Origin of the sequence: Flavivirga rizhaonensis, assembly GCF_004791695.1 — a bacterium.
Classification (GTDB): Bacteria; Bacteroidota; Bacteroidia; order Flavobacteriales; family Flavobacteriaceae; genus Flavivirga; species Flavivirga rizhaonensis.
In genome coordinates this window covers 1-26,203 of the sequence record NZ_SRSO01000026.1, presented here as the reverse complement: position 1 = coordinate 26,203, position 26,203 = coordinate 1, and the positions used below count along the sequence as shown (strand labels likewise).

Below are 26,203 nucleotides of genomic sequence, written 5' to 3'. Positions count from 1 at the left end.
AAAAAATGACGCTAATGCATCATTTCCCAGTTCTAACAAATATACAAAATCAACCTACCTTTAAAAAGCATTTCAGAGACTTTATCCAATAATTATCAACAATTGTTAATTTCTTAAAAACGTCTTAAATCATCTAAAAAGCATCTTAAAATGGATTTTAACTATTTTTTATGCGATCGGTAAAATCAGAAAACATTAAAACTGCTTAGAGGATAAATTTCGACTTTACTCAAAAAAAGTTATATTAATTTCCAATAACTTTTTGTACTAAAATCTAAAAAAGAAATTCAAGCAAGTTTCAATAGGTTTATACTTAAAAATTATTACAATTTTATGGAGTTACGGTTTGACCAATAAAACAGACAAAAAATCATTTTTTTGATTTATAACAAAAAAATCTGTCGAGAATTAAACCTAAACGAATAATCATTGTAGAACTAATAAATTAATTTTAAGTTTTTTATTAATTTGACAATAAAAATATTAGATAAGGAAAAAATGATGTTTAGTAAATTTATTCTGTATATATTTGACAACAGAAAAGTATTATGACAAAAAACAACAACAATAATAATTTCAATAATCCTAATTTTTAGGATCGGAAGGTTATTGTTTAAAAATATAAAAAGCCTTCCAAATTTGGAAGGCTTTTTTGTTAATCTAAAAATTATACCATGAGTAAAATTATGACAGTCGACGTATTGTCGAGTATTAAAGGGGCTCAACCTTCTGAGGCCGTGAGCAAATTATTTGACGTAATTAAAAATGCACAAACTACAAATAATAATCCCTTTAATAATAATCATAATAATTGTGTGTCTTTAAATAATTTGCGGGATGATATCGTGGTTGAAAGTTCTACTTTGGAAAAACAAATCATTAAAGACAATTTCCCGAAAGAGAAAGCTGGCTATTTAGTAGTTTCTAAAGTTATAGATGCATAAGTTATGGAATCTCAAATACAACAAATCCATCAACAATTGGTTGATAAGAAGATATCTTGTGTCGATTTGATACAAGAAAAACTAAACGCTCTTAAAGAGAACACCCACAATACGGTAAACGCTTTATTATCTGAATTTGCTTTAGAGAAAGCTATCAATGTGGATGCCAAAATTGCCAATGGAGAAACCATTGGTTTGCTTGAAGGTATTCCGTTTGGCGTTAAAGATGTGTATATGCTACAAGGTACTTATGCAACTGCAAGTTCAGATTTACTTAAAAATTATAAATCGCCATACACAGCCACAGCCATTCAAAAATTACTAAATGCAGGCGCTATACCTATAGTAAAAGAAAACTGTGATAGTTTCGGCCATGGATCGTCTAGCGAAAACACCATTTTTGGAGCTGTTAAAAACGCCGTAAATCCAGAATTAGTTGGAGGAGGTTCCAGCGGAGGTTCTGCCGTAAATGTTGCTAAAGACTATACTGTTTTTTCTATTGGAGGGGATACAGGCGGTTCTGTACGTCAACCAGCAGGTTATAATAATGTATATGGCTTAAAACCAACTTACGGACGTATATCCCGTTATGGTTTAATGGCTTATGCATCATCAACAGATTGTGTTGGTCCTTTAGCAAAATCTGTAGAAGATATTCGTATTGTTTTAAACGCAATGAGTGGAAAAGACACGAAAGACCAAACAACTTATACTTCTGAGGTCATTGAAGAATCAAGTATTTTAAATGCGACTAATATTAAAACCATTGGTTATTTTAAAAACTTTATTGAAAGTGAAGCGATTGATGCACAAATTAAAGAAGACTTTTTAGCATCGATTGAAAAAATAAAAGCAAAAGGTATTCAAGTAAAAGAACTGGATTTCTTTAAATCTGATATTTTGGTTTCTACTTATTACACCCTGGCTATGGCTGAAACAGCTTCTAATTTATCTCGCTTAGACGGTACTAATTATGGTGACCGTATTGATGATAAAGATTTAAAGGAATCTTACGCCATAACACGATCTGAGAAATTCTCGGAAGAAACCAAGCGCAGAATTGTTGGTGGTAATCAAGTATTATCTCAAGGATTTTCTGATGAAATCTATTTAAAAGGCCTAGCTTTAAGAGATGCTATTTCTGAGAATTTTGAAAAGGATTTTGAAGCGGTGGATATTATCTTATCTCCTGTTACTCCTAGTACACCACCCAAAATTGGAGATAGCTTAAAAGACCCGCTGGCTATGTATTTGTCTGATGCTTACACCGTAGGATTTAGCTTGGGGCAACTGCCAACCTTAACAGTACCTCAAGGCACCCAAACGGGCTTACAGGTTACTGCAGCAAAAAATAATGACGAACTCGTTTTGAAGTTTGCTAACTTCTTAAAAGATACGATATAATGGAACTGGAACAATTAGACGCGGCATTAAAAGCCCACGAATTAGAATTGGTTATTGGACTGGAAACGCATGTTCGATTAAATACTAAAACCAAGTTATTTTGTGCTTGTCCAAATCAAGAAATAGAAATCCCAAACGAAAATATATGTTCTGTTTGCACAGGACAAATGGGTGTATTACCTGCTATTAATAAAGAGGCTATAAACAAAGCCATTTATTTTGGAAAAGCCGTAAAATCGTCTTTTGAAAACGAAGTAATTTCCTGGGACAGGAAACATTATGAATACCCAGATAATCCAAAAAATATTCAGATTACGCAGTTTCATAACCCAATTATACCAGACGGACAAGTCTCTTGTTTCCGAAATGACGGATCTCAATTTACCGTTAACTTAACGCAGGTACATATTGAGGAAGATGCTGCCAAATTGATGCACGAAAAAACAGTATCGTTAGTCGATTTTAATAAAGCTGGCGTGCCGCTTATTGAAATTGTAACCGAGCCATGTATTCGTCATATTGAAGATGCTTCTATTTACGCGCAATACATTCAACGCATTGTTCAGAATTTAAAAATATCAGAAGCAAACCTTGAAAAAGGTGAGTTTAAATCGGATGTATCTGTATCACTTCGCAAAAAACACAGCTACAATTTAAACCCGCGTACCGAAATTAAAAACTTAAACTCGTTTAAGTTTATGGTAGAGGCTTTAAAGGAAGAAGTTGAAAAACAATTCAACTATTATATAGAGCACAAAGAGTTTAGACCAGAACAAACGACCGTTTTATGGGATGCCGAATTAAAGCAGACCAAAACGATGCGTAAAAAAGAGTTTGAAGCCGATTATCGTTTTATTTCAGAACCAGACTTACCTTTTGTTTCGATTAAAGACGTTGTAGACAATATTCAGGTGGATACCAGCGTACTTCCATTTGCTGTTGAATCTATTCTGATTAAAGGAGGCGTATTACCACAAGATGCTAAATTTTTCACAGCAGATTCGTTACGTTCTGAAACCTTTATTGCAATAAATAACAAACTTAAAGACCCTTCTTTTGTTGCAAAAACATTAGTTAATAACATTGGTGCAGATGACTACGCCGATATTCATAGAATTGAACACCTTATTGAGATTTTCGAACTGTTTAGAGATGAAAAAATAACGTCTGTGCTCGTTCAAAACGCCATTACATCATATCTAAAAGATAGAAATTTCGATTATAACAAATATTTTGAAGACCATACGATTTCTGAAACTCAAATTCAGGAAGCTATTAAAAAGGTAATTTCTGAAAACGAAGCCGTTGCTAACGATATTAAAAGTGGAAACCAAGGAAAGGCCGGTATTTTAGTTGGTAAAGTCATCGCTATTATTGGAAAAGGTGCCTCTGGAAAAGTAATTCGCGAAGAAATTCTTAACCAATTGCAAGGTTCGGGGTTAGAAAACCAGGGTTCTCAAATAGCCAACGAGCAACCAACAACAAACAGCCAGCAACAACCAACTAACATACAGGAAGAAACATTACCAGAAATTCCTATTGTTATAAAAGACGAATACAGAACACATTTGGTTTCTGATATTTCTGAAGACAATATTTCTGAGAAAGTCACTTTCTCTGGATGGGTATCGAGTGTTCGTGATCATGGTGAACTTATTTTTATAGATTTAAGAGATTCTAGTTACGAAGTTTTTCAAGTACGCTTAAGCAGAGAATCATTTGCTAATTTAGACGAACTAGTAAAATTAAAACCGGAATCGGTTATAACAGTTACAGGAACGCTTGTACAACGTAAAGAAGACGATTATAACGCTACTTTAAGAACTGGAACAATAGAATTAGAAGCTTACGAATTAGAAATTTTAAACCTCTCTAAAACACTTCCTTTCGAGATAAAAAGAGCAACTAAAACAAATGAAACCACTCGTTTTCAATATAAATATTTAGATCACAGGAATGATGATGTTCGTAGAGTCATTATTAACCGCCATAAGGTGATTAAATTAATGCGTGATGTTTTAGACGAACAACATTTCTTAGAAATTGAAACGCCTATTTTAAGCGCAGGAACAGACGAAGGTGCTAGAGAATTTATAGTACCAACACGTAAACAGGCAGGCGCATTTTATACCTTGCCACAAGCACCTCAGCAATTTAAACAAATGCTCATGGTAAGTGGTTATGAGAAATATTTCCAAATTGCGCGTTGTTTTAGAGATGAAGACTCCCGTGGTGATCGTCAACCAGAATTTACACAGTTAGATATAGAAATGGCATATGCCAGTATGCAGCAAATTATAGATTTGAACACGAATATGTTCAATGATATAGTTAAGAAAATATACGGTAAAAAATGGATTTTGCATCCGTTTGAAGTCATTACTTATAAAGAGGCAATGGACAAATACGGTTGTGATAGACCCGATTTACGTTTTGGCTTACAATTACAGGATATTACAGACGTTGTAAAAGACACGACCTTTCAGGTATTTAGTAAACCTATTGAAGAAGGCGGTATTGTAAAATGTATTAAAATATCTGCTGAAGAACAAGGAAAGAAACGCTTATCCAAAGGGCAAATAGAAAAGTTAACAGCTATCGCCCAACAACATGGCTTAGGCGGTTTAGCATATATTATTGTTAATGAAAACGATTTGCAATCGCCAATCATTAAATTTTTAGGTGAAGATATTGCTGCTGGTATCATTAAAGCAACCAATGCACAGGTTGGTGACATTGTATTTTTCTCTGCCGCAGACTATGCCACAGCGAATAAGGCATTAGATGCAGTTCGTCAAGAACTTGGTAGCATGTTACGTTTAATCAATCCGAAGGAATTAAGGCCTGCTTGGGTAGTGGACTTCCCTATGTTTGAAAAAACAGATGAAGGTCGTTGGACATTTACTCATAATCCATTCTCAATGCCAGCTATTTATGATATTGATAAGCATATGAATGGCAAAGAAGCCGAAATTGGAAGCATTATTGCACAACAATATGACCTCATCTTAAATGGTTACGAGATTGGAGGTGGTTCTGTTCGTGCTCACAAACCTGAAATTCTGGAAGCTACCTATAAAAATATGGGGTACAATAAAGAAGAGATGCTTAAAAGCGTTGGTACGATGTATAAATCCTTCCATTACGGAGCACCACCACATGGCGGAATAGCCTGGGGTGTTGATAGATTGATGATGATATTAGAGAAAAAAGCATCCATTCGCGAGGTTATGGCGTTCCCAAAAACTGGAACCAGTGAAGATTTACTATTTGGTGCACCTTCTGTATTATCAAATAAAAAAGTTGAAGAAATGAATGTAAAAGTGATGAAAAAATAATTTTTACACATTTTAAAATACTATAAAGAGGTCTGAAAAGCTTAAAACCTGTCATTTTGAGCGCAGTCGAAAAATCTCAAAAACATAATAAACAAAGGTTTATATTTTAAGAGATTCTTCACTACGTTCTGAATGACGCTTTTCAGACCTTTTTTTATTTAGACCTAAATGCAAACTTTAACATCCACTAACGACTTTTACAAAAACCTTAACACAATTTACATTTATCTTTAAACCTAATAAAATTCTTAAAAAATCATTATGAAAAAATCAACATGTATTACATCCATAGCTTTTGCTTTCATTATGTTATTATCTGCAAATGTAGGTGCACAAAAATTTTCTAAGCTTGACAAAAGCCCGATGGATGCAGCAGCATTTCCAACTAACTACAAGGATGCCAATAAACTTATTAAGATTGTTTACAGCAGACCACAACTTAAAGGAAGAGCACTTAGCAAACTGGCTCCCAATGGTAAGGTTTGGAGACTTGGAGCTAATGAAGCTGCAGAATTAACACTCTATACTAATATGAAATTGGGTAATACTTCTGTAAAAGCTGGAACATATACGTTTTATGCCATTCCAGGAGATAAAGAATGGACAGCTATTATTAGTAAAGATTTAAATGTATGGGGTTCTTATTTCTATAAAGAAGCAAATGATGTTGCTCGTTTATCGGTACCTGTAACATCTGGTGAATCTTTAGAGGCATTTTCTATTACATTTGATGAAGCTAACGGAGCTATTAACATGCATTTAGGATGGGGAACTACTAGAGTTGCAGTTCCTTTTACAAAGTAATCTATTCTCCTTACTGAGCAAAGAGGCTGAATCCTAAGTTAAAAACCAAATAATTCAGTCAAAAAATCAAGGTCTTTCAATAATTAAGAAAGGCCTTTTTTCTTAGCAATCTAATTTCACAAAAGGGTCCTGTCTTTTTACTACAGCAAAGCATCTATGAAATGGTGTTATCTTATATTAATGTCTAAACACTTATTTGAATAACTCAATTCAACCTTAGGCTTAAGGGATATTTAGATATTTATGTGTTTGAAGTGACACTTTCCATTTGGGATTTGCCATCACATAATCCACAATTTCCGGTACCACTTTGTCTCGTTTACTCCATTCTGGTTGTAAATACAAAATACAATCTTTATTTACCTTGGCAGCTTGTTCTTCCGCGAAACGAAAATCATCTTTATTATATACAATTACCTTAAGTTCATTAGCTTTATCATAAACCTCTTTGGTAGGTAATTTCATTTTTTTTGGCGATAAACAAATCCAATCCCAGGTACCTGTCAATTTATAGGCACCAGATGTTTCTATATGCACCTGAAACCCTTTTTCTTTTAATTGATCTGTTAAAACTGTCATATCCCACATTAAAGGTTCTCCTCCAGTTACAACGATAGTATCACTGTACTTTTTAGCATTTCCAACAATCTTAACGGTTTCGGTAGGAGGATGCAAATCAGCATTCCAACTTTCCTTTACATCACACCAATGGCATCCAACATCACAGCCACCAATACGAATAAAATAGGCAGCAGTACCTTTATGATACCCCTCTCCTTGTATGGTGTAAAACTCTTCCATTAAAGGCAACATTTCACCTTTGTCTACCTGCAATTGAACCGATTTTTTCATAGTTTGCAAAGATACATAATTCCATTACTTTTATTATTATATTTTGATTTTCAAATCTGTTTTTATAGATTTGTTGTCGATCGATTTAATTTGAAAGCCCCTCAAAAATCTATCTTATATGAAAAAAACTACACACCTTGTAATACTACTTTTAAGTAGCTATTATTCTTTCTCTTTAGTTGGTATTGATACCACTAATCCTAAGGATCAGCTTGATTTAACAAACGCAAACATTAGAGTTTCTAATTATGAAACTAGCATTGGTGCTGAAACCGAAGTTTATCTCTTAAGTTTAGAAAACGACAGCGATATTATTGAAACTTCTTTTGAAGATACTAATCAACATGAGTTACAATACAGAAATCCTGTAAGTAATTCACAGCCTAAAACAGCTAGTGATCGTGTTATATTGACACGTGATAAACACAAGACAAAATTTTGGTATTACAAAAATGCTGGAAATGATTTTGTGGAATTTATATTGGGTACAAACCTACATTCGTATTTTTGTTAAATAAACAAGTGAATCAAAAAATAATAGTACAACATAAGTATTTTATTTATATATTAGTAAAGTAAATTGCTTTTAATCTCTCTCTCTAAAATGAAAAAAATAGCTTATTCTATAATGCTACTTTTCTGTACGCATTATTATGTTCATGCCCAAGTAGGCATCGGCACAACATCTCCTAATACATCATCAATTTTAGATGTGGAGTCTACCGATAAAGGTATTTTAATTCCCAGATTAGACACTGGAGCAATAAATGCCATAGCAAGTCCTGCAAATGGACTTTTAGTTTTCAACACTGACCTCAATGAATTTCAATTTAATTTTGGCACTTCTGCAAGTCCTAACTGGAGTAAAATATCGCATAGTATCTCTTTAAAATATAGTAATACAGACACAACAACCAATATAAATACGGCAGCTTACACCAATATCCCTATTTTTGGATCTGTAGACTGGAATGACCACCTTGCCTCATGTAATGTCACTGGAAACACTGTGACTTTAAATACCTCAGGAAGATATAGGATTGTAGTAAACATCTCTTATATAGTTCCGACAATTAGTGGTAATTCAGACGTCCGTGTTGCTGTCGAAGCACAAATTGCTATTAATGGCACTCCAACAGGAACTATTGCTGCTACAGGTTATGTAAGACACAATAGTGGTCATACCGAAGCTTCTCTACATATATCGGAAGTGCTAAATATTACAAATGGTGATATTATAAGTGTACAAACTATACAAAGTGGTAATTCGGCACCAGCAGTTCTTAGAAGTGCCGGAACATCTAACATTTTTATTGAAAAAATTAAGTAGACAGCACTATTAAAACCTTATTTTTTTCTTGTTCATTTTTGCTGTATTTTTATGCAAAATTATAGCACATGGGGACCAAGGAAACTTTTTTTGATTATATAACAGAAGGCAACACTACCAAAGGTGATTTTATCCCCATAGGAGCTGCTATGTTGGATGGTGAAACTGTTACTGGTGCTCATGTAAAAATACCTTTAAAGACTATGAATCGCCATGGTCTAATTGCTGGTGCCACTGGTACAGGGAAAACAAAATCTTTACAGGTATTAGCCGAAAACTTAAGTGATAAAGGAATTCCTGTATTACTTATGGATATTAAAGGTGATCTAAGTGGTTTGGCACAACCAAGTCCAGGACATCCAAAAATTGATGAGCGTCATGAAAAAATAGGTTTACCATTTGATGCCAAGGCTTTCCCTGTTGAAGTATTAACACTTTCTGAACAAGACGGAGTACGGCTAAGAGCAACCGTTACCGAATTTGGACCTGTCTTACTCTCAAGGATTTTAGATTTATCTGAAACGCAGTCTGGAGTTGTGGCAGTAATATTTCAATATTGCGATGACAATAAGCTACCTATTCTAGATATAAAAGATTTTAAAAAAATATTACAATACGCCACTCAAGAAGGAAAAAAAGAATTTACTGAAGCCTATGGTAGAATTTCGACAGCGTCCACAGGTGCTATTTTACGTAAAGTTGTTGAGTTAGAGCAGCAAGGTGCTGATTTATTTTTTGGAGAAACTTCTTTTGACACCCAAGATTTATTAAGAATTGATGAGGATGGACGTGGTTATATCAATATAATCAGATTAACAGATATTCAGGATAGACCTAAATTATTCTCAACATTCATGCTGAGCTTATTAGCCGAAATTTACTCGACATTTCCTGAGCAAGGTGATAGCGACAGACCCGAATTAATACTGTTTATTGACGAGGCTCATTTAATTTTTAACGAAGCATCAAAAGCATTATTAAATCAAATAGAGAGTATTGTTAAACTAATACGAAGTAAAGGTGTAGGCTTATATTTTGTTACTCAAAATCCAACAGATGTTCCAGAAGCCGTTTTGGGTCAGCTAGGTTTAAAAGTACAACATGCACTTAGAGCCTTTACTGCTAAAGACAGAAAAGCTATAAAACTTACGGCTCAAAATTATCCAGATTCTGAGTATTATGATACTACCGAGGTTTTAACATCCTTAGGTATTGGTGAAGCTTTAGTATCTGCTTTAGATGAAAAAGGAAGACCAACACCATTAGCAGCAACGATGATGCGTGCTCCCATGAGTAGAATGGACATTTTAACCGATGTAGAATTAAACACACTACTTTCAAAATCAAAATTGGTAAAAAAATACAATAAGGATATTGATCGGGAAAGTGCTTATGAGATGCTCAATGAAAAAATAGAACTTGCTGAAGCGGAAGAAGCTAAAGAAAAAGCAAAACAAGAACGAGAAGCGCTTAAAAAAGCTGAATCTAAAAAACGAAGAACAACAAGTTCTAGAAGAACAAGTACTAGAATGAATCCCATTGTTAAAGTACTCACAAGTGCAACTTTTATAAGAAGTGTTTTTGGTATCTTAACCAAAGTACTCAAAAAGTAAGTCAAAATTAATATTAACCACCCCATAAATCATTTTTAAATAATGTATAAATCATTTTTAAGTTTTATTATTCTTGGCTTTTTATTTTCCAGCTGTAACAAAGAACAAGATCCTTTTGAAGTAGGTAAACACCACTTGGGACTATTAACAGATTCAACTCAGGTTAAAGACCTTAAAAATATTTTTGTCAATGATTCTTTAGTAAAATTCACTAGTGGTGATGAATTTGCAGGGAGTAAAAATAATATAGAAATATTTGAAAAAGGCGGTAAAAAGCTTTTAGTTCTAACTCCAGAACAAGCTTTAGATTCAACTTCTACTATTGAAAGTATTCAGATCATAGATCCCAGATATAAAACCGATAAAGGCATAACGACTCTAAGCACTTTTAAAGATATTTCGGGTACTTATAAAGTTTCAAAAATAAATAATCTAATAAACTCTGTTCTTATTACTGTAAATGAACTAAACGCAAGTTTTGTTATAGATAAAGAAGAACTTCCTGCCAATCTCAGGTTTAATATGGATGTAGAAATTGAAGCCATGCATATTCCTGAGAATGCTAAAATAAAATACTTTTTTTTAAACTGGAATATGCATTAGCAAACAAATAAATGAATCCATTCTTATCAAAACTATTAATAGATTTAGCTCGAAAAAGGCTTGAAAAAAAACAGGTAGACAAACCTGTTAGTAAAAAGCAAATAGTTCCACTGGTAAGACGGTTTCAAGTTGAATTATCACATGCCATTAAAGAATCCTTTTTTATTATAATTGGTGTTTTTTCTGCTGGATTTGGGTTAAAAGGCTTTTTATTACCAAATAAATTTATTGATGGTGGTGCTACTGGTATTTCTTTATTATTAGAAAACGTTACATCATTAAATTTAGGTTTATTATTAGTTTTAGTTAACCTCCCTTTTTTAATTCTTGCTTCTAGAACTATTGGTTTCAGGTTTGCCATAAAAAGCATTGTTGCCATAACGCTTTTAGCAATCGTTGTTCACTTTGTAAATTATCCTATTGTTACCGAAGATAAATTATTAATCGCTGTTTTTGGTGGGTTCTTTTTAGGCTTTGGAATTGGTATGTCTATACGTGGTGGAAGTGTTATTGACGGCACTGAAGTTTTAGCTATATTTTTAGGCAGAAAATTATCGTTAACCATTGGGGATGTTTTATTATTGATCAATGTCATAATATTTTCAGTAGGCGCATATACACTTTCTATTGAAACAGCGCTTTATGCCATGCTTACTTACTTGGCAGCAGCAAGAACAGTCGATTTTGTGGTAGATGGTGTAGAAGAATATGTTGGAGTTACCATCATCTCAAACAACCATGAGGAACTAAGAATTATGCTCACTGAAAAACTAAGACGCGCCTGTACTATATATGCTGGTAAAGGAGGTTATGGCAAGCAAGGTTATAGCTACGATAAAGACATTATTTATACGGTTGTAACACGTCTGGAGCTTGCCAAACTACAAACGGAAATCGATAAAATTGATAGAAATGCGTTTATTATTATGGGGGTTGTTAAGGATTTAAAAGGAGGAATGATTAAGAAGAGACCTTTGAAATAGTTAGGAGTTAGGAGTTAGGAGTTAGGAGTTAGGAGTTAGGAGTTAGGAGTTAGGAGTTAGGAGTTAGGAGTTAGGAGAAAAATAAATATTGCATGGCACAAAAAAAATATACAATTCAAAATAATCCATTCGTTGTTCCTACAAACGATGGAAAAATAATAAAAGAACATTTTGGAATAGCCACAGATGGTAATTCGCAAATTAGCATAGCTCATATGGTGGCTCCTTCTGGATGGAGCGAACCTTTTCAAACCCCAGAATTTGATGAATTTACCTTTATAATAAAAGGCAAAAAACAATTTATTATTGAAGATGAAACCATTGTTCTAGAAGCTGGTCAATCTATTAAAATTGAAAAGAATACTAGAGTTCAATATTCCAATCCTTTCACCGAAACATGTGAATATCTAGCGATTTGCACCCCTGCGTTTTCTATCAATCTGGTAAATAGAGAATCTGAATGAATGCACGTTTTTTAAAATTCATTGGTTTTTTTATAAATCTCACAAGTTATTTTTCACCAGAATATGCCGCAAAATTATCAATTAAGTTATTTTCAACGCCTCAGAAAGGGAGACTTGATGAAGAGGCAACTCAATACCTAAACACAGCCATTCAGAAAGACATTATTTATGAAAATATTTCGATAAAAACCTACCTTTGGAAAGGGAAAAAAGAAACTGTTTTATTAGCCCATGGCTGGGAAAGCAATACTTATAGATGGAAAAGTTTAATTGAAATTTTAAAAACCTTAGACTATACCATCATTGCACTAGATGCACCTGCACATGGCGCTTCTGGGGGGAAATTATTTAATGCACTTTTTTATTCAGAATGCATACATGTTATTGCAAAAAAATTCGAAGCGCAAACACTAATAGGTCATTCGATTGGAGGGACATCAACTATTTTTTCTCAGTACAACTCTCCTTTAAAATCCATTAAAAAAATAGCCTTATTAGGTGCTCCAGCAGATTTTGTTGATGTCTTTAAACGCTATGAAACCATGATGGGGTATAATGACAGAGTGTCTAAAGCTATGGCTCAGTATTTATTAAAAGAATTTAATCATTTACCAGAATACTACTCTGCTCCTAATTTCACAAAAGAAATCGATGCTAAAATATTAGCAATCCATGACAAAAAAGATAGAATTATCCCCTACACGGATGGTTTAAAATTCAAAAAGAATTACGAAAAAGTACAGTTTATTAGCACAAAAGGTTTTGGTCACGGCTTAAAAAACGAGACTGTTTACAATCATATTGTTGACTTCTTAAACGCATAAAATGTTGTACTTTTGAAGTATGGAAGTACAGTTAAAGCGTATTAATAAATTTTTAAGTGAAGTTGGGTATTGTTCGCGTCGTGAAGCCGATAAACTTATTGAGGCTGGACGTGTCACTATAAATGGAGCTATTCCGGAAATGGGTACAAAAATTGCACCAGGGGACATCGTTCATGTAGATGGTAAAGAAATTAAAAACAACAAAGAAGGTTTTGTTTATATAGCTTTGAACAAACCCGTTGGGATTGTTTGTACGACTGATACTTCTATTGAAAAAGACAACATTATCGACTTTATAAATTACCCTAAACGTATTTTCCCTATTGGCAGGTTAGATAAACCTAGTGAAGGTTTAATTCTATTAACCGATGATGGTGATATAGTCAACAAAATTCTACGAGCCAGCAATAATCATGAAAAAGAATATATTGTAACGGTAGATAAACCTATATCCCAAACGTTTATAGAACGTATGTCGGGAGGCATTCCTTTATTAGAATTAAACAGGGTGACTAAAAAATGTAAAGTTGAAAAACTAAGCACTTATAAGTTCAAAATTATCTTAACACAGGGTTTAAACAGACAAATCCGACGTATGTGTGAGTATCTAAATTATGAGGTACAAGCACTTAAACGTGTTAGGATAATGAATATTAAAATGGATATGCCTATTGGAGACTATAGAGAATTGACAAAAGAAGAATTTAGCGAGTTAAATCTTTTAATTAGTAATTCTTTTAAAGAATATCAAAAACCTCCTAGCAGGATAAAAAAATAAATATCGATTATGAACAGTTCCATAGCGCCTTTTCATTTAGCGATACCTGTTTATAACCTCCCAGAATGTAGAGCTTTTTATAGAGATGTTTTAGGTTGTGAAGAAGGACGAAGCAGCGATTCTTGGGTAGATTTTAACTTTTTCGGTCATCAATTAGTGATTCATTACAAGCCAAAAGAAGAAGAACCTAATCTGCATACTAATCCGGTAGATGGAAAAAGTGTTCCTGTACCACACTTTGGGGTCGTTTTACCTTGGGACATTTTTCATGCTTTTGCAGAAAATTTAGGCAATAAAAACATTGATTTTATTATTGAACCCTATATTCGTTTTGAAGGTTTAATTGGAGAACAGACTACCATGTTTTTTAAAGACCCTTCGGGAAATGCTTTGGAATTTAAATCTTTCAAGGATATGGGGCAATTATTTGCTAAATAAAAATCTATTTATAGAAATACAATACTGTTAATAGGAGCACAAAAAGACAAATAAGCATCAAGACTAAGAGATCGTTTAGTCTTTTTAGTCTATCAATTTCTTCATATATTAATTTACTTTCTTGAGAGAAGTTTGTCATTTTATTCATAGCATTTAATTACAGATAACTATATAATAACTAAATTTAGTTACTAATATTATCTATTAAAATTAAAATAATACGAAGACGAATAATTTATACCTAAACACGGCTTTTTGGGTATTAAAGATATTTTCATTTTTAAGTTTCTATAAAATCCAATTTCACTAAAACGAGTTCCTTTTAAATTAACCTGAGTTCCACGTAAACTTTATTGAAAATATCTTATTTAATCCAATGAAATACAGCTGTTTGTCATGTCGACAGAGCGAAGTATGAGTGACGAGACATCTCATCTTAAAGAGATTCCTCCTCGTTCCTCGTCCTTGACATGATTTCTGTTTTAAAACCTTTTAAATAACTGATTATCAATTTATAATATGTCGAACTGGCGTTAAATTACTAAAATCAAATATTAAGAATTGTGCTTTTTACTTTAGAATGACTTAAAAAATGTTAAAAATTCTTTTTTTCTACTTCTTGCCAAATCAACTTGTGTATTATCTATTAATTGGATTTTGCCTCCTCTTCCATTAATATATCCTTTTACACATTTCATGTTTATGATGTTAGATTGGTGAACTCTAAAAAAACCATAATCTCTTAAAAGCTCTTCATACTCTTTTAATGTTTTTGCTACTAAAAGTCGATTACCATTTAAAAAATAAACATGAGTATAATTACGTTCCCCTTCAAACCTTAAAATTTCATGATAATTTACAACTTGAAATCCATTCTTAGAGGGTAATAAAATTTGTTCATGCTCATGATCCAATTGGTGTGCCTTAAAAACATTATATTGTTCTTTATTTACCGCTATTTTTGAGATTTTGGATACTGCTCTTTGTAGTTCTTCAACATTAATAGGTTTTAACAAGTAATCTAAAGCACTAAATTTAATAGCTTTTAAGGCATAATTATTATAAGCTGTTGTAAAAATAACATGGAATGTATAGCTATCTATTGATTCCAACAAATCAAACCCGTTTTCGAAAGGCATTCGTATATCTAAAAAAACCAAATCTGGATTAAACTCTTTAATTAAATCTCTAGCTTCATTTGCAGAAGACGCTTTGCCTAAAATTAGAACTTCTTTACAAAATAAACTCAGCATGCCGGATAAGGTTTCTAATGCACCTTTTTCATCATCAACTAATATTGCTCTTATCATTAGAAATCTTTAGGTAGTTTGATCTTAACTATAGTTCCTGTTGGATCTTTTAAATCTTCAACAACCACTTTTATATATTTTTCATCGCTCAAATTCCAAACAGATTTTAACCTTTTTTGGGTTATAATCATTCCTGAATTTTTATTTTTAATACTCTTTTTATTTTTTCTTCCTGAGCCATTATCATGTATACTGCATAAAATATAATCATCAAATTCTTCAAAGTTTATATTAATTTCTTTCTCCTTTTCCTTTTTACTTAGTCCGTGAATAATAGCATTTTCAACAATGGGTTGAATAAACATTGGAGGGATTTTAACATTATAAGCATCAATATGATTGACCTCACAATTCAAAACAACAGGTTCATTAAATCTCAAGTTTTCTAAATCTACATAATTGCGAATAACTTGAACTTCATCATTAATAGAAACAAATTTCATTTCTGAATGTTCCAGTGAAGCCCGGATTAATTTTCCAAACTTATTAAAGTAATCTAAAGATGTTTTAACATTATTTGAAATAACAAATTGTTGAATCGAGTTTAAAGCGTTGAAAATAAAATGCGGGTTAATTTGATTTAGAAGTGCTTTTAGTTCCATTTTATTGCGCTCTTGTTCTAAATCTGCATAGGCTATAGAAAGTTCTTCTTTTTGATGACCAATAGTACGGGTTCTTTCTTCTACAATATGTTCTAATATAACTTGCTTCTTCTTCATTCTGTTCCCATACCATTTAAAACTCCCTATAATTAATAAAATACTTAAAACTATATAACTATTAATTGCCCAAAAGCTAAGCCACCATGGTGGTGAAATTGAAAACTCATACTGTAATGGCTTACTCCATTGACCTGATTTACCAATAGCTCTTACATTAAACATATATGTTCCTGGTGGTATGTTTCTATAATCCGCTTTGTTTTCACTACTTGGAATACTCCATTCTTTATCCAATCCAGAAATCTTATAAGAATATTGGATACTATGAGGTGCACTCCAATCTATACCTGCAAATTTGAAAGTTAAATGATTAAATTTAAATGGTAATTCTAAACGTTTAGGGTAGTTATGAAAGTTTTCAACTTCTGCAGCACAATCTTTTATTTTATTAAAAAAAGGTGTCGAAGTATTATAAATACTATCGCTCAATAAATTATAATTAATACTTTTTTGGTTTATGTCTATGGTGTTTAGCTGTATTGATGGAGCAGCGTCTACTAAATTAAAACTATTAAGATTAAAATTTACGACACCACTAATAGTACCGAACCACATATTGTGATTTTTATCAAAAAGGCTACTATTGGCATAAAATATAGTAGATTTTAATCCGTCATTTTTTTGAAAGCTCGTAATGTAGCCATTAATAGCGTCTGTTTTTTCTTTGTCATCAACTTTCGCAATCAACGCCTCATCTAAAACCAAGCAATTCAAACCTTTGCTTGTTCCCATCCATATGTTTTCTTTATCATCTTGTAACAAGGACCAAACAATATTATTGGACAATCCATCGTCTTCATTAAAACTCTTTATAGTCTTTCCATCATAAACACAAATACCTTTGTGGGTACCAAACCAGATATTTCCTTTTTTGTCTTCTAAAATAGTCCAAACGATGTCACTTAGTAATCCTTCCTTTTGTGCATAAAACGTAAACTCTCCATCTTTATATTTGCATATGCCTCCTCGGTTAGTTGCTATCCATACATTTCCTTTTGTATCTTCTAAAATATCCCAGACGATATAACTTGAGAAACCTTCTCCAAAATTATAATTTATAAACGCTTTACCATCAAATCGATTCAGGCCTCCCATTTCGGTACCAACCCACATAGTCCCTTCTCTATCCTCTACAACACTCCACACCATATTTTCAGATAAACCAGAATCTTTATTGTATTGTGTAAAAACTTCGCCATCAAACTTAAATAGCCCTTGACTAAAAGTGCCGAACCAGAGATTTCCTTTGCTATCTTCTGTTAAAGAAATCACTTGTTTAGCTATCAATCCTTGTTCTTCTCCGTAATGAAAAAAGTGAGCCCCATCATATTTAGTTAAACCGCCTCCATATGTACCAAACCAAATAGTTCCTTTTTTGTCTTCATACATTGAGAAAATTTGTTCTGTAGACAACCCTTGTTCTTTTGTATAATGCAAAAAAGAATTAGGGTTAAATTTAAAAAGGCCTGCTCCTTCTGTTCCTCCCCATATGTTTCCCTTACTATCTACAAGTAAATGCCTAATTTCATTATGAGGTAATCCTTCATCTTTAGTTATGTTATAGATTGTTTTCCCATCGTATCTTGATACCCCTCCTCCATGAGTTCCTATCCAGATATTATTATTTTTATCTTCAACTATCGAAATGACTTTATTATGTGTTAGCCCTTCTTTTACAGTAATTTTTTCAAGTGATCGCCCATCATATTTGCAGGCTCCTCCATGTGTTCCTATCCAGATATCCTTATTTGTAGCTTCATAAACTGATAAAACTCTATTATCTGGTAATCCATCATCTTTTGTTAAAGAATAAAAGGATTCTCCATTATAGATGCTAATTCCAGAGTTCTTTGTAGCAAACCATATATTTTTATTTTGATCTTCTATCATGGATACTACGTCATTACCAATTAGTCCGGCACCCTTTGTATAATGCGTAAAGATTTCACCATTAAATTTCACAACTCCGTTTGCGGTTCCAAACCACATATTGCCCGCACTGTCTTCTAAAATACTCCAAATGGTTCTGTCTGGAAACCCATCTTCATCTGAATAGTGGGTAAAGGCCTTTCCATCATATTTTGTTACTCCTCCAGAATAATGACCAAACCATAAGTTATGCTTGCTATCTTCATATATAGTCCAGACATAGTTATTAAATAATCCTTCTTTTTCTGTAAAATGTAAAAATTCTACACCATCAAATTTGCTAACCCCTCCTCCATAATAACCAATCCAGATATTATTTCTGGAGTCTTCAAAAGAATAAACAACATATGATGAGTTTAATCCTTGGTCTACGTCCATCCATTGAATATCCAGAATAGCATTATCTCTATATAATGGTTTTTCTGATTGAACTGGTTTTGGAAAAAACACAGTGCTTTTATTTCCTTCTAAAATGGTGTCTTTTAGTTTGGAAATATCAATTGTCCCTCGTTGTTTTAGTTTTTGATTAAGTGATATCAAAGTAGTCTCAGTACTTTTTATTTTTTCAGGACTATTTTTTGACTTTACAATTTTTGGAGGTTTCTTAAGCTTTGTTTTAATGACACCAGATTCATTTATCAAGGTTTTTTTTCCTTCTAATTTGAGAGGCACCTTTGTTTTTAGAGTATCTCCTGTTATTAAAACCAAGTAATGATCATCATCGGTATTATCTTTTACAGCATTTAATTTATTATCACTTCTATTCCCACAGGAGATTAAAAATAAAACCAATAATAGATAAACCCATTTAAATTTTCTCATTACTGATAAAAATGTCATAAAAATTTATTTTGTTAAACCCCAAATATCTTCTACTTACATAAAAAGTAAGTTTTAAACTACTTATAATAGCTGGAAATGCCCTTTAATCCTTATATAAGTCCCGAATGATAAATTTACATATATTCTTATTAAGTACTAATTACCTTCATATTAAATAGCAGAAAAATTATTCCCTAAAGCAAACAACTATGGTTAGAGTATTAATTATAGAAGATGAAACTATATCAAGTAAGCATATTATTAATTTATTGAAAGATTATTCTTCTGAAACATTTATAATGGAGGCGATAACCGAAAGTGTTTTGGATACCATAAAATGGTTTATGAATAATGATGATTGTGATATGGATCGTTTACTAAAAATTATTTCTCAAAAAAATAGTGATCCATCAATATCTAAATTATTGAGACTAAAAAAGAAGGCTAAAAAAAATAAGAGCTTAAAAACAGAGGACCGAAAAATAGATAAAGAACGTTTCTTAGTAAAACTGGGTAAAAAATACATCCCTTTAAAAACTGAAGATATAGCCTATTTTTATAAAGATGATATTGTGTTTGCTAAATCTTTTAATGGTAATAGTTACCCTATTAATAGTTCTTTAAATACCATAGAGAGTTTAATAGATACCAACACCTTTTTTAGAGTTAATCGAAAAATGATCATTAATATTAATGCTATAGAATATTTGGCTCAATATAGACCTGGACAATTAACTATTAAAGTGAGTCCAAAATTTGAAGAAATTATTATTTTAAGCCAAGAAAAATCGAGTGGTTTAAAGGCCTTACTTAGTTATTCCTTATAGTTTTAAGTAACTAAAAAACTGTTCAAAAAATTGATAAAAACCTATTTTGTGACTTTAGAGTCTATAAAAGGCACCCAAGCTTCGTAAAAACCTTTCTTCTCATCAAAAAATGGTTTTTGGTCAGATAAACGATCATATTGTTCATTTATATTTTTTAACCCTATCCCAAAAGATTTATACTTGGAATCTATTTTTTTGTTAATATTGTTTGAAACCATAATACCTCCATCTTTAGATTCAATAGATATATTTAGCTTTTTATTTAAGTAAAGGGCATTGTGTTTAAATACATTCTCTATTAAAATTTGCAATGCAAAAGGAACGATGTCTTTTTTTAAATCATCTTTAATCACATCGTAACTAATAATAAACTTATTATTAAAACGAACTGCTTGTAAAAACTCATAATCTTTAATAAAACGTAATTCTTCTTTAACAGTAACGGTTAGCTTATCTCTAATTTCTAAAATATAACGGTAGGTACTGGCTAGTTTTTCTGTGAATTTTTGCGATTTTTTTTGATCTATATTTATTAATGGTGCCAGAACACTTAAACTGTTAAAGAAGTAATGAGGGTTGACTTGATTCTTTAAGACTTCCAATTCTGACTTGATTTTGTCTTGCTTAAATTGTTCCTTTTCTAATATAGCTTCCTGAAGCTTTTGTTCTTTTTCTTTTCTTTTAGTAATATCTATTACTACCGCTAAAGCATATGTTTCGTTATTAAATTTATGATGGTTTAAACTAATTTCTACTGGAAATTCTGTTTTGTTTTTATGTAATGCGAAAACCTCAACACCAATACCATGAGGTCTTTTTCTTGGATGTTTTATATAATTATTTCTTAAGTCTACATGCTCTTTTCTCTCTTTAGCAGGCATAAGGAGTTCTATTTTCTGCCCTATTAATTCTGATTGTTCGTACCCAAACATCTCTGTTGTAGTAGGGTTAATCATCCTAACCACGCCAAATTTATCAGTTAAAATCCATGATTCTGTAGCTGTATTGAAAATCGTTTTAAAAAAGTCGTCAACATATAAATTAAGATCATCTGCCCCAGGAATCATAATCCTTAAACTTTAATTAATTTAACGATCTCCCCTTTAAAGCTAACGAAATAAACACCTCTACTTATAGTATCATCAAATTGAATACGAAAACTCATTGAGGCGCCTTTATCTGTTTTTTCTATTAGTGTGTCTATCTCCTCTCCTAAAGTATTATAGACCAATGGATAATTTTTATCGGGCATACTAAAGAGGTCTTTCGATTTTTTAACTTTAAGTATTACATAATCCTGAATTGGATTAGGAAACACGTTTATACCCGCTGAAGAAACACTTTCTACATGTAATATATTAGCTAGATAATTGACATCAAAATACGCTCTTACATTCGTGTTTTCGGTATCAGACGTTTTTTTATTATAAACTAAAAAGGCAGCTACATCTCCATGCATACTTGCTACACCATGTGTCACTCCGGTTTTAAAATTAGATAGCAAGTATCCTATCTTAAAGGTGCCAGAACCCGAATTGACTCCTGTAACCGAAGTGTCAACTCCATTTACGAATGATGTTATATTACCTGAATCATCTCTATGTATTTCAATGAGCTGCCATTGATTTAATTGTACTGCCCCTTGTGTTGTTATAGTTACTACTGGACTAGGTGGTACTGTATTTCCGACTCTAAGTATAATCGTGTTATTAGAAACCCTGTGAGTAACATAATGAGCTGCTAAACCAAAATAAGACCAGTCTCCTGTCGCTGTCTGGTCGGCTGGTTTTGCTAAGAGAAAAATAGAAAATGCTCCTGTTAAACTAACAGCATCAGATCCTTCAATCTCAAGGTATTTATCTTGTTCAAATTTATAGTTTCCCATCCCATCGTCTCCATAAGCAGGCCCTCCTCGCATACATGGTTTTCCATTAATGCAATTACTAATATAGCATGGTTTCTCTTTATCATCTTGTCCAAAATTTCTACCACTGGTATATTCTGGTGGATTAAATCCTCCACCTGGCACATAATCAGATTGGTCTAACCACCTCCTTACACATCCTTCATCACAACTATCTGTCACATCGCAATATTGTTCTGTAATTATGGCACTTTCTGAATTTGGATGATTTAAACAAAATTCAGATTCGCATGTTGCTACATGATGCGTTTCATCAATAATAGCACTTTCAACAAAAAAGACTAGATCACTAACATCTTTGGGTTTAAACTGAGCATAAACTTTAGTAGATGTTAAAATACAAATAAGTGATACCCAAACTAAAATGGAAAATACCAACTCAAATGTTGCCTTCCTTTTTTTTAAGATTTGCTGTATTTTTTCTATTTCTTTATTTCTTCTCTTATAGAAGATTATCTCATTATATAACTCTAATGGGTTCTTAATTCTTAGATTATATCTGGTGTAAGTAAAATTTATTTGGAATTTATCTTTGGTATTCATTTCCTTTATTTTATTTAAGTTTTACACAAAAATTTTACCTGACAAAAATGGAATAATATGTGAGTATCCTTTTATTTAATAATTATCTATCATATTTCTTAAATAATTCAATTCTTTAACGGTATACTCTTCTAATTTTTTTCTGTAGGTTTTTTTTAATTTATCATCAAATGAAGCATGCTTTATGTTTCTTTTAAAATCATACTTTATACTCCTAATGGATTGTCTTAGTTGTAATAAAGAACTTTCAAAATTCTTTAATCTGATTATTTTCTTATCTGCTTCATTAAGTTTCATATGGGCTTTTTTTTAAATATGTTTTTAATTTAAATCTTCCCATGCACTACCTGTATATACTCGTAATTTATTAGCAGCTGCATCATAATAAACATCGCCAGTTGCTGGGGTTATTGGTGCCGTTCCTGGTGTAATACTTATTAGTGTGGTTATTTTCACACTACCTCCTACGGTTAATGTATGGTTTAGAGCCGTTATATCTGCATTTATTCCCACTCTATCATTTTGAAAATCACCACCTATTAAAGGGGATAAAGAACTACTATTCTCAATATATAATCTGTTAGAACTTATGTTTTGAAATCCTGCTCGATATCCTATAAACACATTCCCGCTTCCAGAAATTAAGCCTGTTCCAAATCCAGCTTCATAACCAACTACTGTATTGTTACTTCCAGAAACATTATTATAATTGGCTCTATAGCCTATTGTTATATTATTATCGCCTGTACTATTATTAACGCCTGATTCTCGTCCTAAACCTATGTTTGAATTACCTGTTAGATTATTACGTAGACTATCATAACCAAAACTAATATTATATGTTCCTGTTGTATTATTAAATAAAGAAAAAGTACCTATCGCATAATTATGGTCCGCTGTAGTATTATTGTATAACGCCTGAAACCCTAATGCAATATTATTAGTTCCTGTAATATTCTCATAAAGGCTTTCAAAACCTAAGCTTGTATTATAATTTCCGCTTGTATTAGAATATAAATTACTATAACCTAACGCACTATTATATTCTCCACTAATATTGCTAAGTAGTACCTGATCTCCAATAGCAACGTTAAAACTTCCAGTTGTATTATTATAAAGTGAATTAAACCCTAAGCTATTATTACTATCTCCTGTTAGGTTACTGTATAAAGCGCCATCTCCTATGGCATTATTTTCGGTTCCTGTTGTATTTTCATAAAGTGCATCAAAACCTATTGCTAAATTCTTTATACCATTGTTATTAAACAAAGCTCTAAATCCTATACCTATATTATCTCTTCCACTTGTATTATTATGCAGTGCTTGTGTTCCAACTGCTACATTATTATCTCCAACTGTGTTATTTTCAAGACTGAATGATCCCAATGCCGTATTTTGAGCCCCTGTTGTGTTTGCAAATAAAGAAAGAGCACCAAAGGAAGCATTAAAATTACCTGTTTGATTACTATATAGAGAACGAAACCCCATGGTTGTATTACGACTACCCGTAGTGTTAAAAACCATCGCTCTTTCACCAATAGCAACATTTTCGTCACCATCTGTATTTGTGTAAAGCGCACTTCTACCAATGGCCACATTAGAATCTCCAGTTGTTGTTGAGTAAAGAGAACGATATCCTACTGCTACATTATCATCTGCTATAGTAGAGGCAGTTAGTGATTCAAAACCTAAACCTACATTGCGATAGCCTGTATTATTTTCCAATGCGCCATTACCAATAGCTATATTATGCGATCTGTCATCACTTGCATTTAAAGCTCTATAACCCAAAGCAATGTTGTTATTACCAGTTACATTTGTCTCTCCAGCGCCATCACCTATAAAAAGATTTAAATTTGCCGATAAGTCATCATTTTCTCCAGCATTATTACCAATAAAAATAGAACTTCCAGTATTTAAAACTTCAATTTGTCCGCTGGTTGTAAATCGAGTCCTTATTATATTATTAGTTCTCACATCTAAACTTTGGGCGTCTGTTGTCCCTAAAAAGTTTGTGCCACTTGTTGTTCCTCCATTACCTGATGTGTTCCAACTATTACCAGCAACTGCTCCTGAAGCAATTCTCTCCCACTCCGTTCCATTCCAAAAATAAAATCCTGGTGTAACATCTGAGACACTTGCATTATTATATACTAGAAGACTTATAGCTTCAGCTCCAACAATGGTAGATGTATCTGTGGTAGACGAAAGCGATACTCTGGGAATTAATAATCCTGAATCACTACTTACAATATCTAAAGCAGATGTTGGGTCGGGAGATGTGGTGCCTACACCAACCTGAGAATACATTAATAAAGAAAATAAAAGATTAAAAGCTGTTATGTAGATTCTTTTCATAACTGTAAAGTTTTGGGGTTATACCTCGAAATATAGATACAGTATGGGGAATAGAGAGATTCATATTTGTCGAACACAAATATTTAATCCATGAAATGCGTTTTTTTACGTTTAAAGCTGCAATCCCTTGATATTATTAGCACTAAGATTTTTCTTACTCAAATATATACGTCATATCAATAACATTTTCTAAAAAAAAGTAATTTATTTTTACGGCAAGAATTGATTATTAATTAATTTAATAAAGATTTTAAATGACTTGATTTTTCGACTTAATATAATAAGTTCTTCAAATTTTGGTTTTACCCAGAGTACTAATTGACCAGGTTTATATTGTGCCAGATACTCTATAGCATTAATATTAACTAATATTTTTCTATTAACCCTAATAAACATATTAGGATCTATAGAGTTCTCTATACTCGTCAATGAGCTATTAACTGGATAGTTGTTACCATCAAAAGATCTTATAAATACAATATCATCTTTATAAAAATAGGCAATATCTTCAGCTTTTAGTGGGGTATACTTATTTCCTAATTTCACTAAAAAGCGTTTCTTATGCAATTTTTCCTTGTCTAAATTTAAAAGGCTTACCCGCTCATTTATTTGTGACTGTTTATCTCTCCTTATTTTTAGAAACTTCATAATAGCTTGGTAAAAATCTTTTTCAGTAATTGGCTTTAACAAATAATCGATTCCATTTGTTTTAAATGCCTTAATGGCATATTCATCATAGGCTGTAGTAAATATAATAGGACAACTAATTTCTACCTTATTAAAAATCTCAAAACACAATCCATCACTTAAATGAATATCCATAAATATTAAATCTGGACTATCATTATTAATAAACCATCTTACTGCATCAACGATATTATCTATTTCTTTTTCTAATATAAATCCGTCGGAACAATATTTACTTAATAAAGAAACTATATAATTGCTAGAAACACTTTCATCTTCTATTACAACTACTTTTACCATAAATTTTGAGGTTTTATATATTCAATTTATAAGACATAAAGTAAATTTAAAACTACTCATTCAATCCCTACACTTATTCAAGGCTCAAAAAGGCTTTTTCAGAAGACATATATTCCATTTCGCAATTTTTCAGCTGTAAAACACAAAAATCAAACGCTACATTTGAATATATCATTACTATATTAATGATTCTTATTATAAATCTTTCTAATCCCAAATCTTATGAAATGTTTATACTCTTTATTGCTATTAATTACTGTTAACAATTTAGCATTTGCTCAATTATCAGTAAGAAATGATGCTTATGTTTTTATAAATGATGAAATTGTCTTTGTTGAAGATGATATTAACCTAAACGAAGCAGATAGTTCTATTTATTTACGTAACGAAGCTCAAGTTATTCAAG

Annotated in this window: 23 protein-coding genes; 15 read left to right on the top strand and 8 right to left on the bottom strand. The window is 32.0% G+C overall.

Annotation, left to right across the window (positions count from 1 at the left end; translation table 11 throughout):
• Positions 1-674 precede the first annotated feature (674 nt).
• The 4 genes from EM932_RS16295 (at position 675) to EM932_RS16280 (ending at position 6,490) form a co-directional block, all read left to right on the top strand.
• Positions 675-944 carry an Asp-tRNA(Asn)/Glu-tRNA(Gln) amidotransferase subunit GatC gene (locus EM932_RS16295; RefSeq protein WP_211344305.1) on the top strand — a complete coding sequence of 90 codons (270 nt, stop codon included), beginning with the start codon at positions 675-677 and terminating at the stop codon, positions 942-944.
• Positions 945-947: 3 nt separating this feature from the next.
• A complete protein-coding gene (locus EM932_RS16290; RefSeq protein WP_135878268.1) occupies positions 948-2,348 on the top strand; it encodes an amidase family protein in 1,401 nt (466 codons plus the stop codon).
• Positions 2,348-5,686: a bifunctional amidotransferase subunit GatB/aspartate--tRNA ligase AspS gene (gene gatB/aspS / locus EM932_RS16285; RefSeq protein WP_135878267.1), complete on the top strand. Its 3,339-nt coding sequence runs from the start codon at positions 2,348-2,350 to the stop codon at positions 5,684-5,686. Before EM932_RS16290 ends, gatB/aspS begins: the two co-directional genes overlap by 1 nt.
• A gap of 261 nt (positions 5,687-5,947) precedes the next feature.
• Entirely contained in the window at positions 5,948-6,490 is a 543-nt protein-coding gene (locus EM932_RS16280; RefSeq protein WP_135878266.1) for a DUF2911 domain-containing protein, read from the top strand.
• 222 nt (positions 6,491-6,712) lie between these two features.
• On the opposite strand, the gene EM932_RS16275 is transcribed toward EM932_RS16280, so the two are convergent.
• Complete coding sequence (locus tag EM932_RS16275) at positions 6,713-7,342, bottom strand: 7-carboxy-7-deazaguanine synthase QueE (protein ID WP_135878265.1); 630 nt, start codon at positions 7,340-7,342, stop codon at positions 6,713-6,715.
• 118 nt (positions 7,343-7,460) lie between these two features.
• Here EM932_RS16275 and EM932_RS16270 point away from each other — a divergent pair, with 118 nt between their 5' ends.
• The 9 genes from EM932_RS16270 to EM932_RS16230 all read left to right on the top strand — a co-directional run bounded on the left by EM932_RS16270 (position 7,461) and on the right by EM932_RS16230 (position 14,375).
• The gene (locus EM932_RS16270) at positions 7,461-7,856 is read left to right on the top strand and encodes a hypothetical protein (protein ID WP_135878264.1); all 396 of its coding nucleotides are present in this window, start codon (positions 7,461-7,463) and stop codon (positions 7,854-7,856) included.
• Positions 7,857-7,946: 90 nt separating this feature from the next.
• On the top strand, positions 7,947-8,672 hold the full coding sequence (locus tag EM932_RS16265) for a hypothetical protein (RefSeq protein WP_135878263.1): 726 nt from the start codon (positions 7,947-7,949) through the stop codon (positions 8,670-8,672).
• 68 nt (positions 8,673-8,740) lie between these two features.
• On the top strand, positions 8,741-10,285 hold the full coding sequence (locus EM932_RS16260; RefSeq protein ID WP_135878262.1) for a helicase HerA-like domain-containing protein: 1,545 nt from the start codon (positions 8,741-8,743) through the stop codon (positions 10,283-10,285).
• A gap of 42 nt (positions 10,286-10,327) precedes the next feature.
• Positions 10,328-10,888, top strand: coding sequence for a hypothetical protein (locus tag EM932_RS16255; protein WP_135878261.1), 561 nt, complete (start codon positions 10,328-10,330; stop codon positions 10,886-10,888).
• Positions 10,889-10,899: 11 nt separating this feature from the next.
• The gene (locus EM932_RS16250; protein ID WP_135878260.1) at positions 10,900-11,871 is read left to right on the top strand and encodes a YitT family protein; all 972 of its coding nucleotides are present in this window, start codon (positions 10,900-10,902) and stop codon (positions 11,869-11,871) included.
• Between the two features lie 92 nt (positions 11,872-11,963).
• Positions 11,964-12,335: a cupin domain-containing protein gene (locus EM932_RS16245; RefSeq protein ID WP_135878259.1), complete on the top strand. Its 372-nt coding sequence runs from the start codon at positions 11,964-11,966 to the stop codon at positions 12,333-12,335.
• Positions 12,332-13,159, top strand: a complete 828-nt coding sequence (locus EM932_RS16240) for an alpha/beta hydrolase (protein ID WP_135878258.1) — start codon at positions 12,332-12,334, stop codon at positions 13,157-13,159. Before EM932_RS16245 ends, EM932_RS16240 begins: the two co-directional genes overlap by 4 nt.
• A gap of 19 nt (positions 13,160-13,178) precedes the next feature.
• Positions 13,179-13,937, top strand: coding sequence for a 23S rRNA pseudouridine(2604) synthase RluF (gene rluF / locus EM932_RS16235; RefSeq protein WP_135878257.1), 759 nt, complete (start codon positions 13,179-13,181; stop codon positions 13,935-13,937).
• Positions 13,938-13,946: 9 nt separating this feature from the next.
• Complete coding sequence (locus EM932_RS16230; protein ID WP_135878256.1) at positions 13,947-14,375, top strand: VOC family protein; 429 nt, start codon at positions 13,947-13,949, stop codon at positions 14,373-14,375.
• A 575-nt stretch (positions 14,376-14,950) separates the two neighbouring features.
• Here EM932_RS16230 and EM932_RS16225 read toward each other — a convergent pair.
• Together EM932_RS16225 and EM932_RS16220 are read right to left on the bottom strand one after the other, a co-directional pair.
• On the bottom strand, positions 14,951-15,685 hold the full coding sequence (locus EM932_RS16225; RefSeq protein WP_135878255.1) for a LytR/AlgR family response regulator transcription factor: 735 nt from the start codon (positions 15,683-15,685) through the stop codon (positions 14,951-14,953).
• Positions 15,685-19,176: a ligand-binding sensor domain-containing protein gene (locus tag EM932_RS16220; protein WP_135878254.1), complete on the bottom strand. Its 3,492-nt coding sequence runs from the start codon at positions 19,174-19,176 to the stop codon at positions 15,685-15,687. The genes EM932_RS16225 and EM932_RS16220 overlap by 1 nt, the downstream gene beginning before the upstream one ends.
• Before the next feature lie 191 nt (positions 19,177-19,367).
• Between EM932_RS16220 and EM932_RS16215 the strand changes: the two genes are divergently transcribed.
• On the top strand, positions 19,368-19,985 hold the full coding sequence (locus EM932_RS16215) for a LytR/AlgR family response regulator transcription factor (protein ID WP_135878253.1): 618 nt from the start codon (positions 19,368-19,370) through the stop codon (positions 19,983-19,985).
• A 41-nt stretch (positions 19,986-20,026) separates the two neighbouring features.
• Here the strand turns inward: EM932_RS16215 and EM932_RS16210 are convergent, their stop codons facing one another.
• The 5 genes from EM932_RS16210 to EM932_RS16190 all read right to left on the bottom strand — a co-directional run bounded on the left by EM932_RS16210 (position 20,027) and on the right by EM932_RS16190 (position 25,797).
• Complete coding sequence (locus EM932_RS16210) at positions 20,027-21,052, bottom strand: PAS domain S-box protein (RefSeq protein ID WP_135878252.1); 1,026 nt, start codon at positions 21,050-21,052, stop codon at positions 20,027-20,029.
• Positions 21,053-21,057: 5 nt separating this feature from the next.
• Complete coding sequence (locus EM932_RS16205; protein ID WP_135878251.1) at positions 21,058-22,452, bottom strand: hypothetical protein; 1,395 nt, start codon at positions 22,450-22,452, stop codon at positions 21,058-21,060.
• Between the two features lie 75 nt (positions 22,453-22,527).
• A complete protein-coding gene (locus EM932_RS16200; RefSeq protein ID WP_135878250.1) occupies positions 22,528-22,749 on the bottom strand; it encodes a hypothetical protein in 222 nt (73 codons plus the stop codon).
• Positions 22,750-22,773: 24 nt separating this feature from the next.
• Complete coding sequence (locus tag EM932_RS16195; protein WP_135878249.1) at positions 22,774-24,810, bottom strand: beta strand repeat-containing protein; 2,037 nt, start codon at positions 24,808-24,810, stop codon at positions 22,774-22,776.
• 210 nt (positions 24,811-25,020) lie between these two features.
• The gene (locus EM932_RS16190) at positions 25,021-25,797 is read right to left on the bottom strand and encodes a LytR/AlgR family response regulator transcription factor (RefSeq protein ID WP_135878248.1); all 777 of its coding nucleotides are present in this window, start codon (positions 25,795-25,797) and stop codon (positions 25,021-25,023) included.
• Positions 25,798-26,019: 222 nt separating this feature from the next.
• Here EM932_RS16190 and EM932_RS16185 point away from each other — a divergent pair.
• Positions 26,020-26,203, top strand: a 184-nt coding sequence (locus EM932_RS16185) for a hypothetical protein (RefSeq protein WP_135878247.1), incomplete at its 3' end; no start/stop codon positions are given.

Excerpts from the sequence above, each read along its gene's own strand:
- EM932_RS16245 (WP_135878259.1), top strand. The coding sequence starts at position 11,964 with ATGGCACAAAAAAAATATACAATTCAAAATAATCCATTCGTTGTTCCT.
- EM932_RS16275 (WP_135878265.1), bottom strand. The coding sequence starts at position 7,342 with ATGAAAAAATCGGTTCAATTGCAGGTAGACAAAGGTGAAATGTTGCCT.
- EM932_RS16260 (WP_135878262.1), top strand. The coding sequence starts at position 8,741 with ATGGGGACCAAGGAAACTTTTTTTGATTATATAACAGAAGGCAACACT.
- EM932_RS16255 (WP_135878261.1), top strand. The coding sequence starts at position 10,328 with ATGTATAAATCATTTTTAAGTTTTATTATTCTTGGCTTTTTATTTTCC.
- rluF (WP_135878257.1), top strand. The coding sequence starts at position 13,179 with ATGGAAGTACAGTTAAAGCGTATTAATAAATTTTTAAGTGAAGTTGGG.
- EM932_RS16220 (WP_135878254.1), bottom strand. The coding sequence starts at position 19,176 with ATGACATTTTTATCAGTAATGAGAAAATTTAAATGGGTTTATCTATTA.
- EM932_RS16265 (WP_135878263.1), top strand. The coding sequence starts at position 7,947 with ATGAAAAAAATAGCTTATTCTATAATGCTACTTTTCTGTACGCATTAT.
- EM932_RS16295 (WP_211344305.1), top strand. The coding sequence starts at position 675 with ATGAGTAAAATTATGACAGTCGACGTATTGTCGAGTATTAAAGGGGCT.
- EM932_RS16210 (WP_135878252.1), bottom strand. The coding sequence starts at position 21,052 with ATGATTCCTGGGGCAGATGATCTTAATTTATATGTTGACGACTTTTTT.
- EM932_RS16200 (WP_135878250.1), bottom strand. The coding sequence starts at position 22,749 with ATGAAACTTAATGAAGCAGATAAGAAAATAATCAGATTAAAGAATTTT.
- EM932_RS16205 (WP_135878251.1), bottom strand. The coding sequence starts at position 22,452 with ATGAATACCAAAGATAAATTCCAAATAAATTTTACTTACACCAGATAT.
- EM932_RS16270 (WP_135878264.1), top strand. The coding sequence starts at position 7,461 with ATGAAAAAAACTACACACCTTGTAATACTACTTTTAAGTAGCTATTAT.
- EM932_RS16240 (WP_135878258.1), top strand. The coding sequence starts at position 12,332 with ATGAATGCACGTTTTTTAAAATTCATTGGTTTTTTTATAAATCTCACA.
- gatB/aspS (WP_135878267.1), top strand. The coding sequence starts at position 2,348 with ATGGAACTGGAACAATTAGACGCGGCATTAAAAGCCCACGAATTAGAA.
- EM932_RS16195 (WP_135878249.1), bottom strand. The coding sequence starts at position 24,810 with ATGAAAAGAATCTACATAACAGCTTTTAATCTTTTATTTTCTTTATTA.
- EM932_RS16280 (WP_135878266.1), top strand. The coding sequence starts at position 5,948 with ATGAAAAAATCAACATGTATTACATCCATAGCTTTTGCTTTCATTATG.
- EM932_RS16225 (WP_135878255.1), bottom strand. The coding sequence starts at position 15,685 with ATGATAAGAGCAATATTAGTTGATGATGAAAAAGGTGCATTAGAAACC.
- EM932_RS16190 (WP_135878248.1), bottom strand. The coding sequence starts at position 25,797 with ATGGTAAAAGTAGTTGTAATAGAAGATGAAAGTGTTTCTAGCAATTAT.
- EM932_RS16290 (WP_135878268.1), top strand. The coding sequence starts at position 948 with ATGGAATCTCAAATACAACAAATCCATCAACAATTGGTTGATAAGAAG.
- EM932_RS16230 (WP_135878256.1), top strand. The coding sequence starts at position 13,947 with ATGAACAGTTCCATAGCGCCTTTTCATTTAGCGATACCTGTTTATAAC.
- EM932_RS16250 (WP_135878260.1), top strand. The coding sequence starts at position 10,900 with ATGAATCCATTCTTATCAAAACTATTAATAGATTTAGCTCGAAAAAGG.
- EM932_RS16215 (WP_135878253.1), top strand. The coding sequence starts at position 19,368 with ATGGTTAGAGTATTAATTATAGAAGATGAAACTATATCAAGTAAGCAT.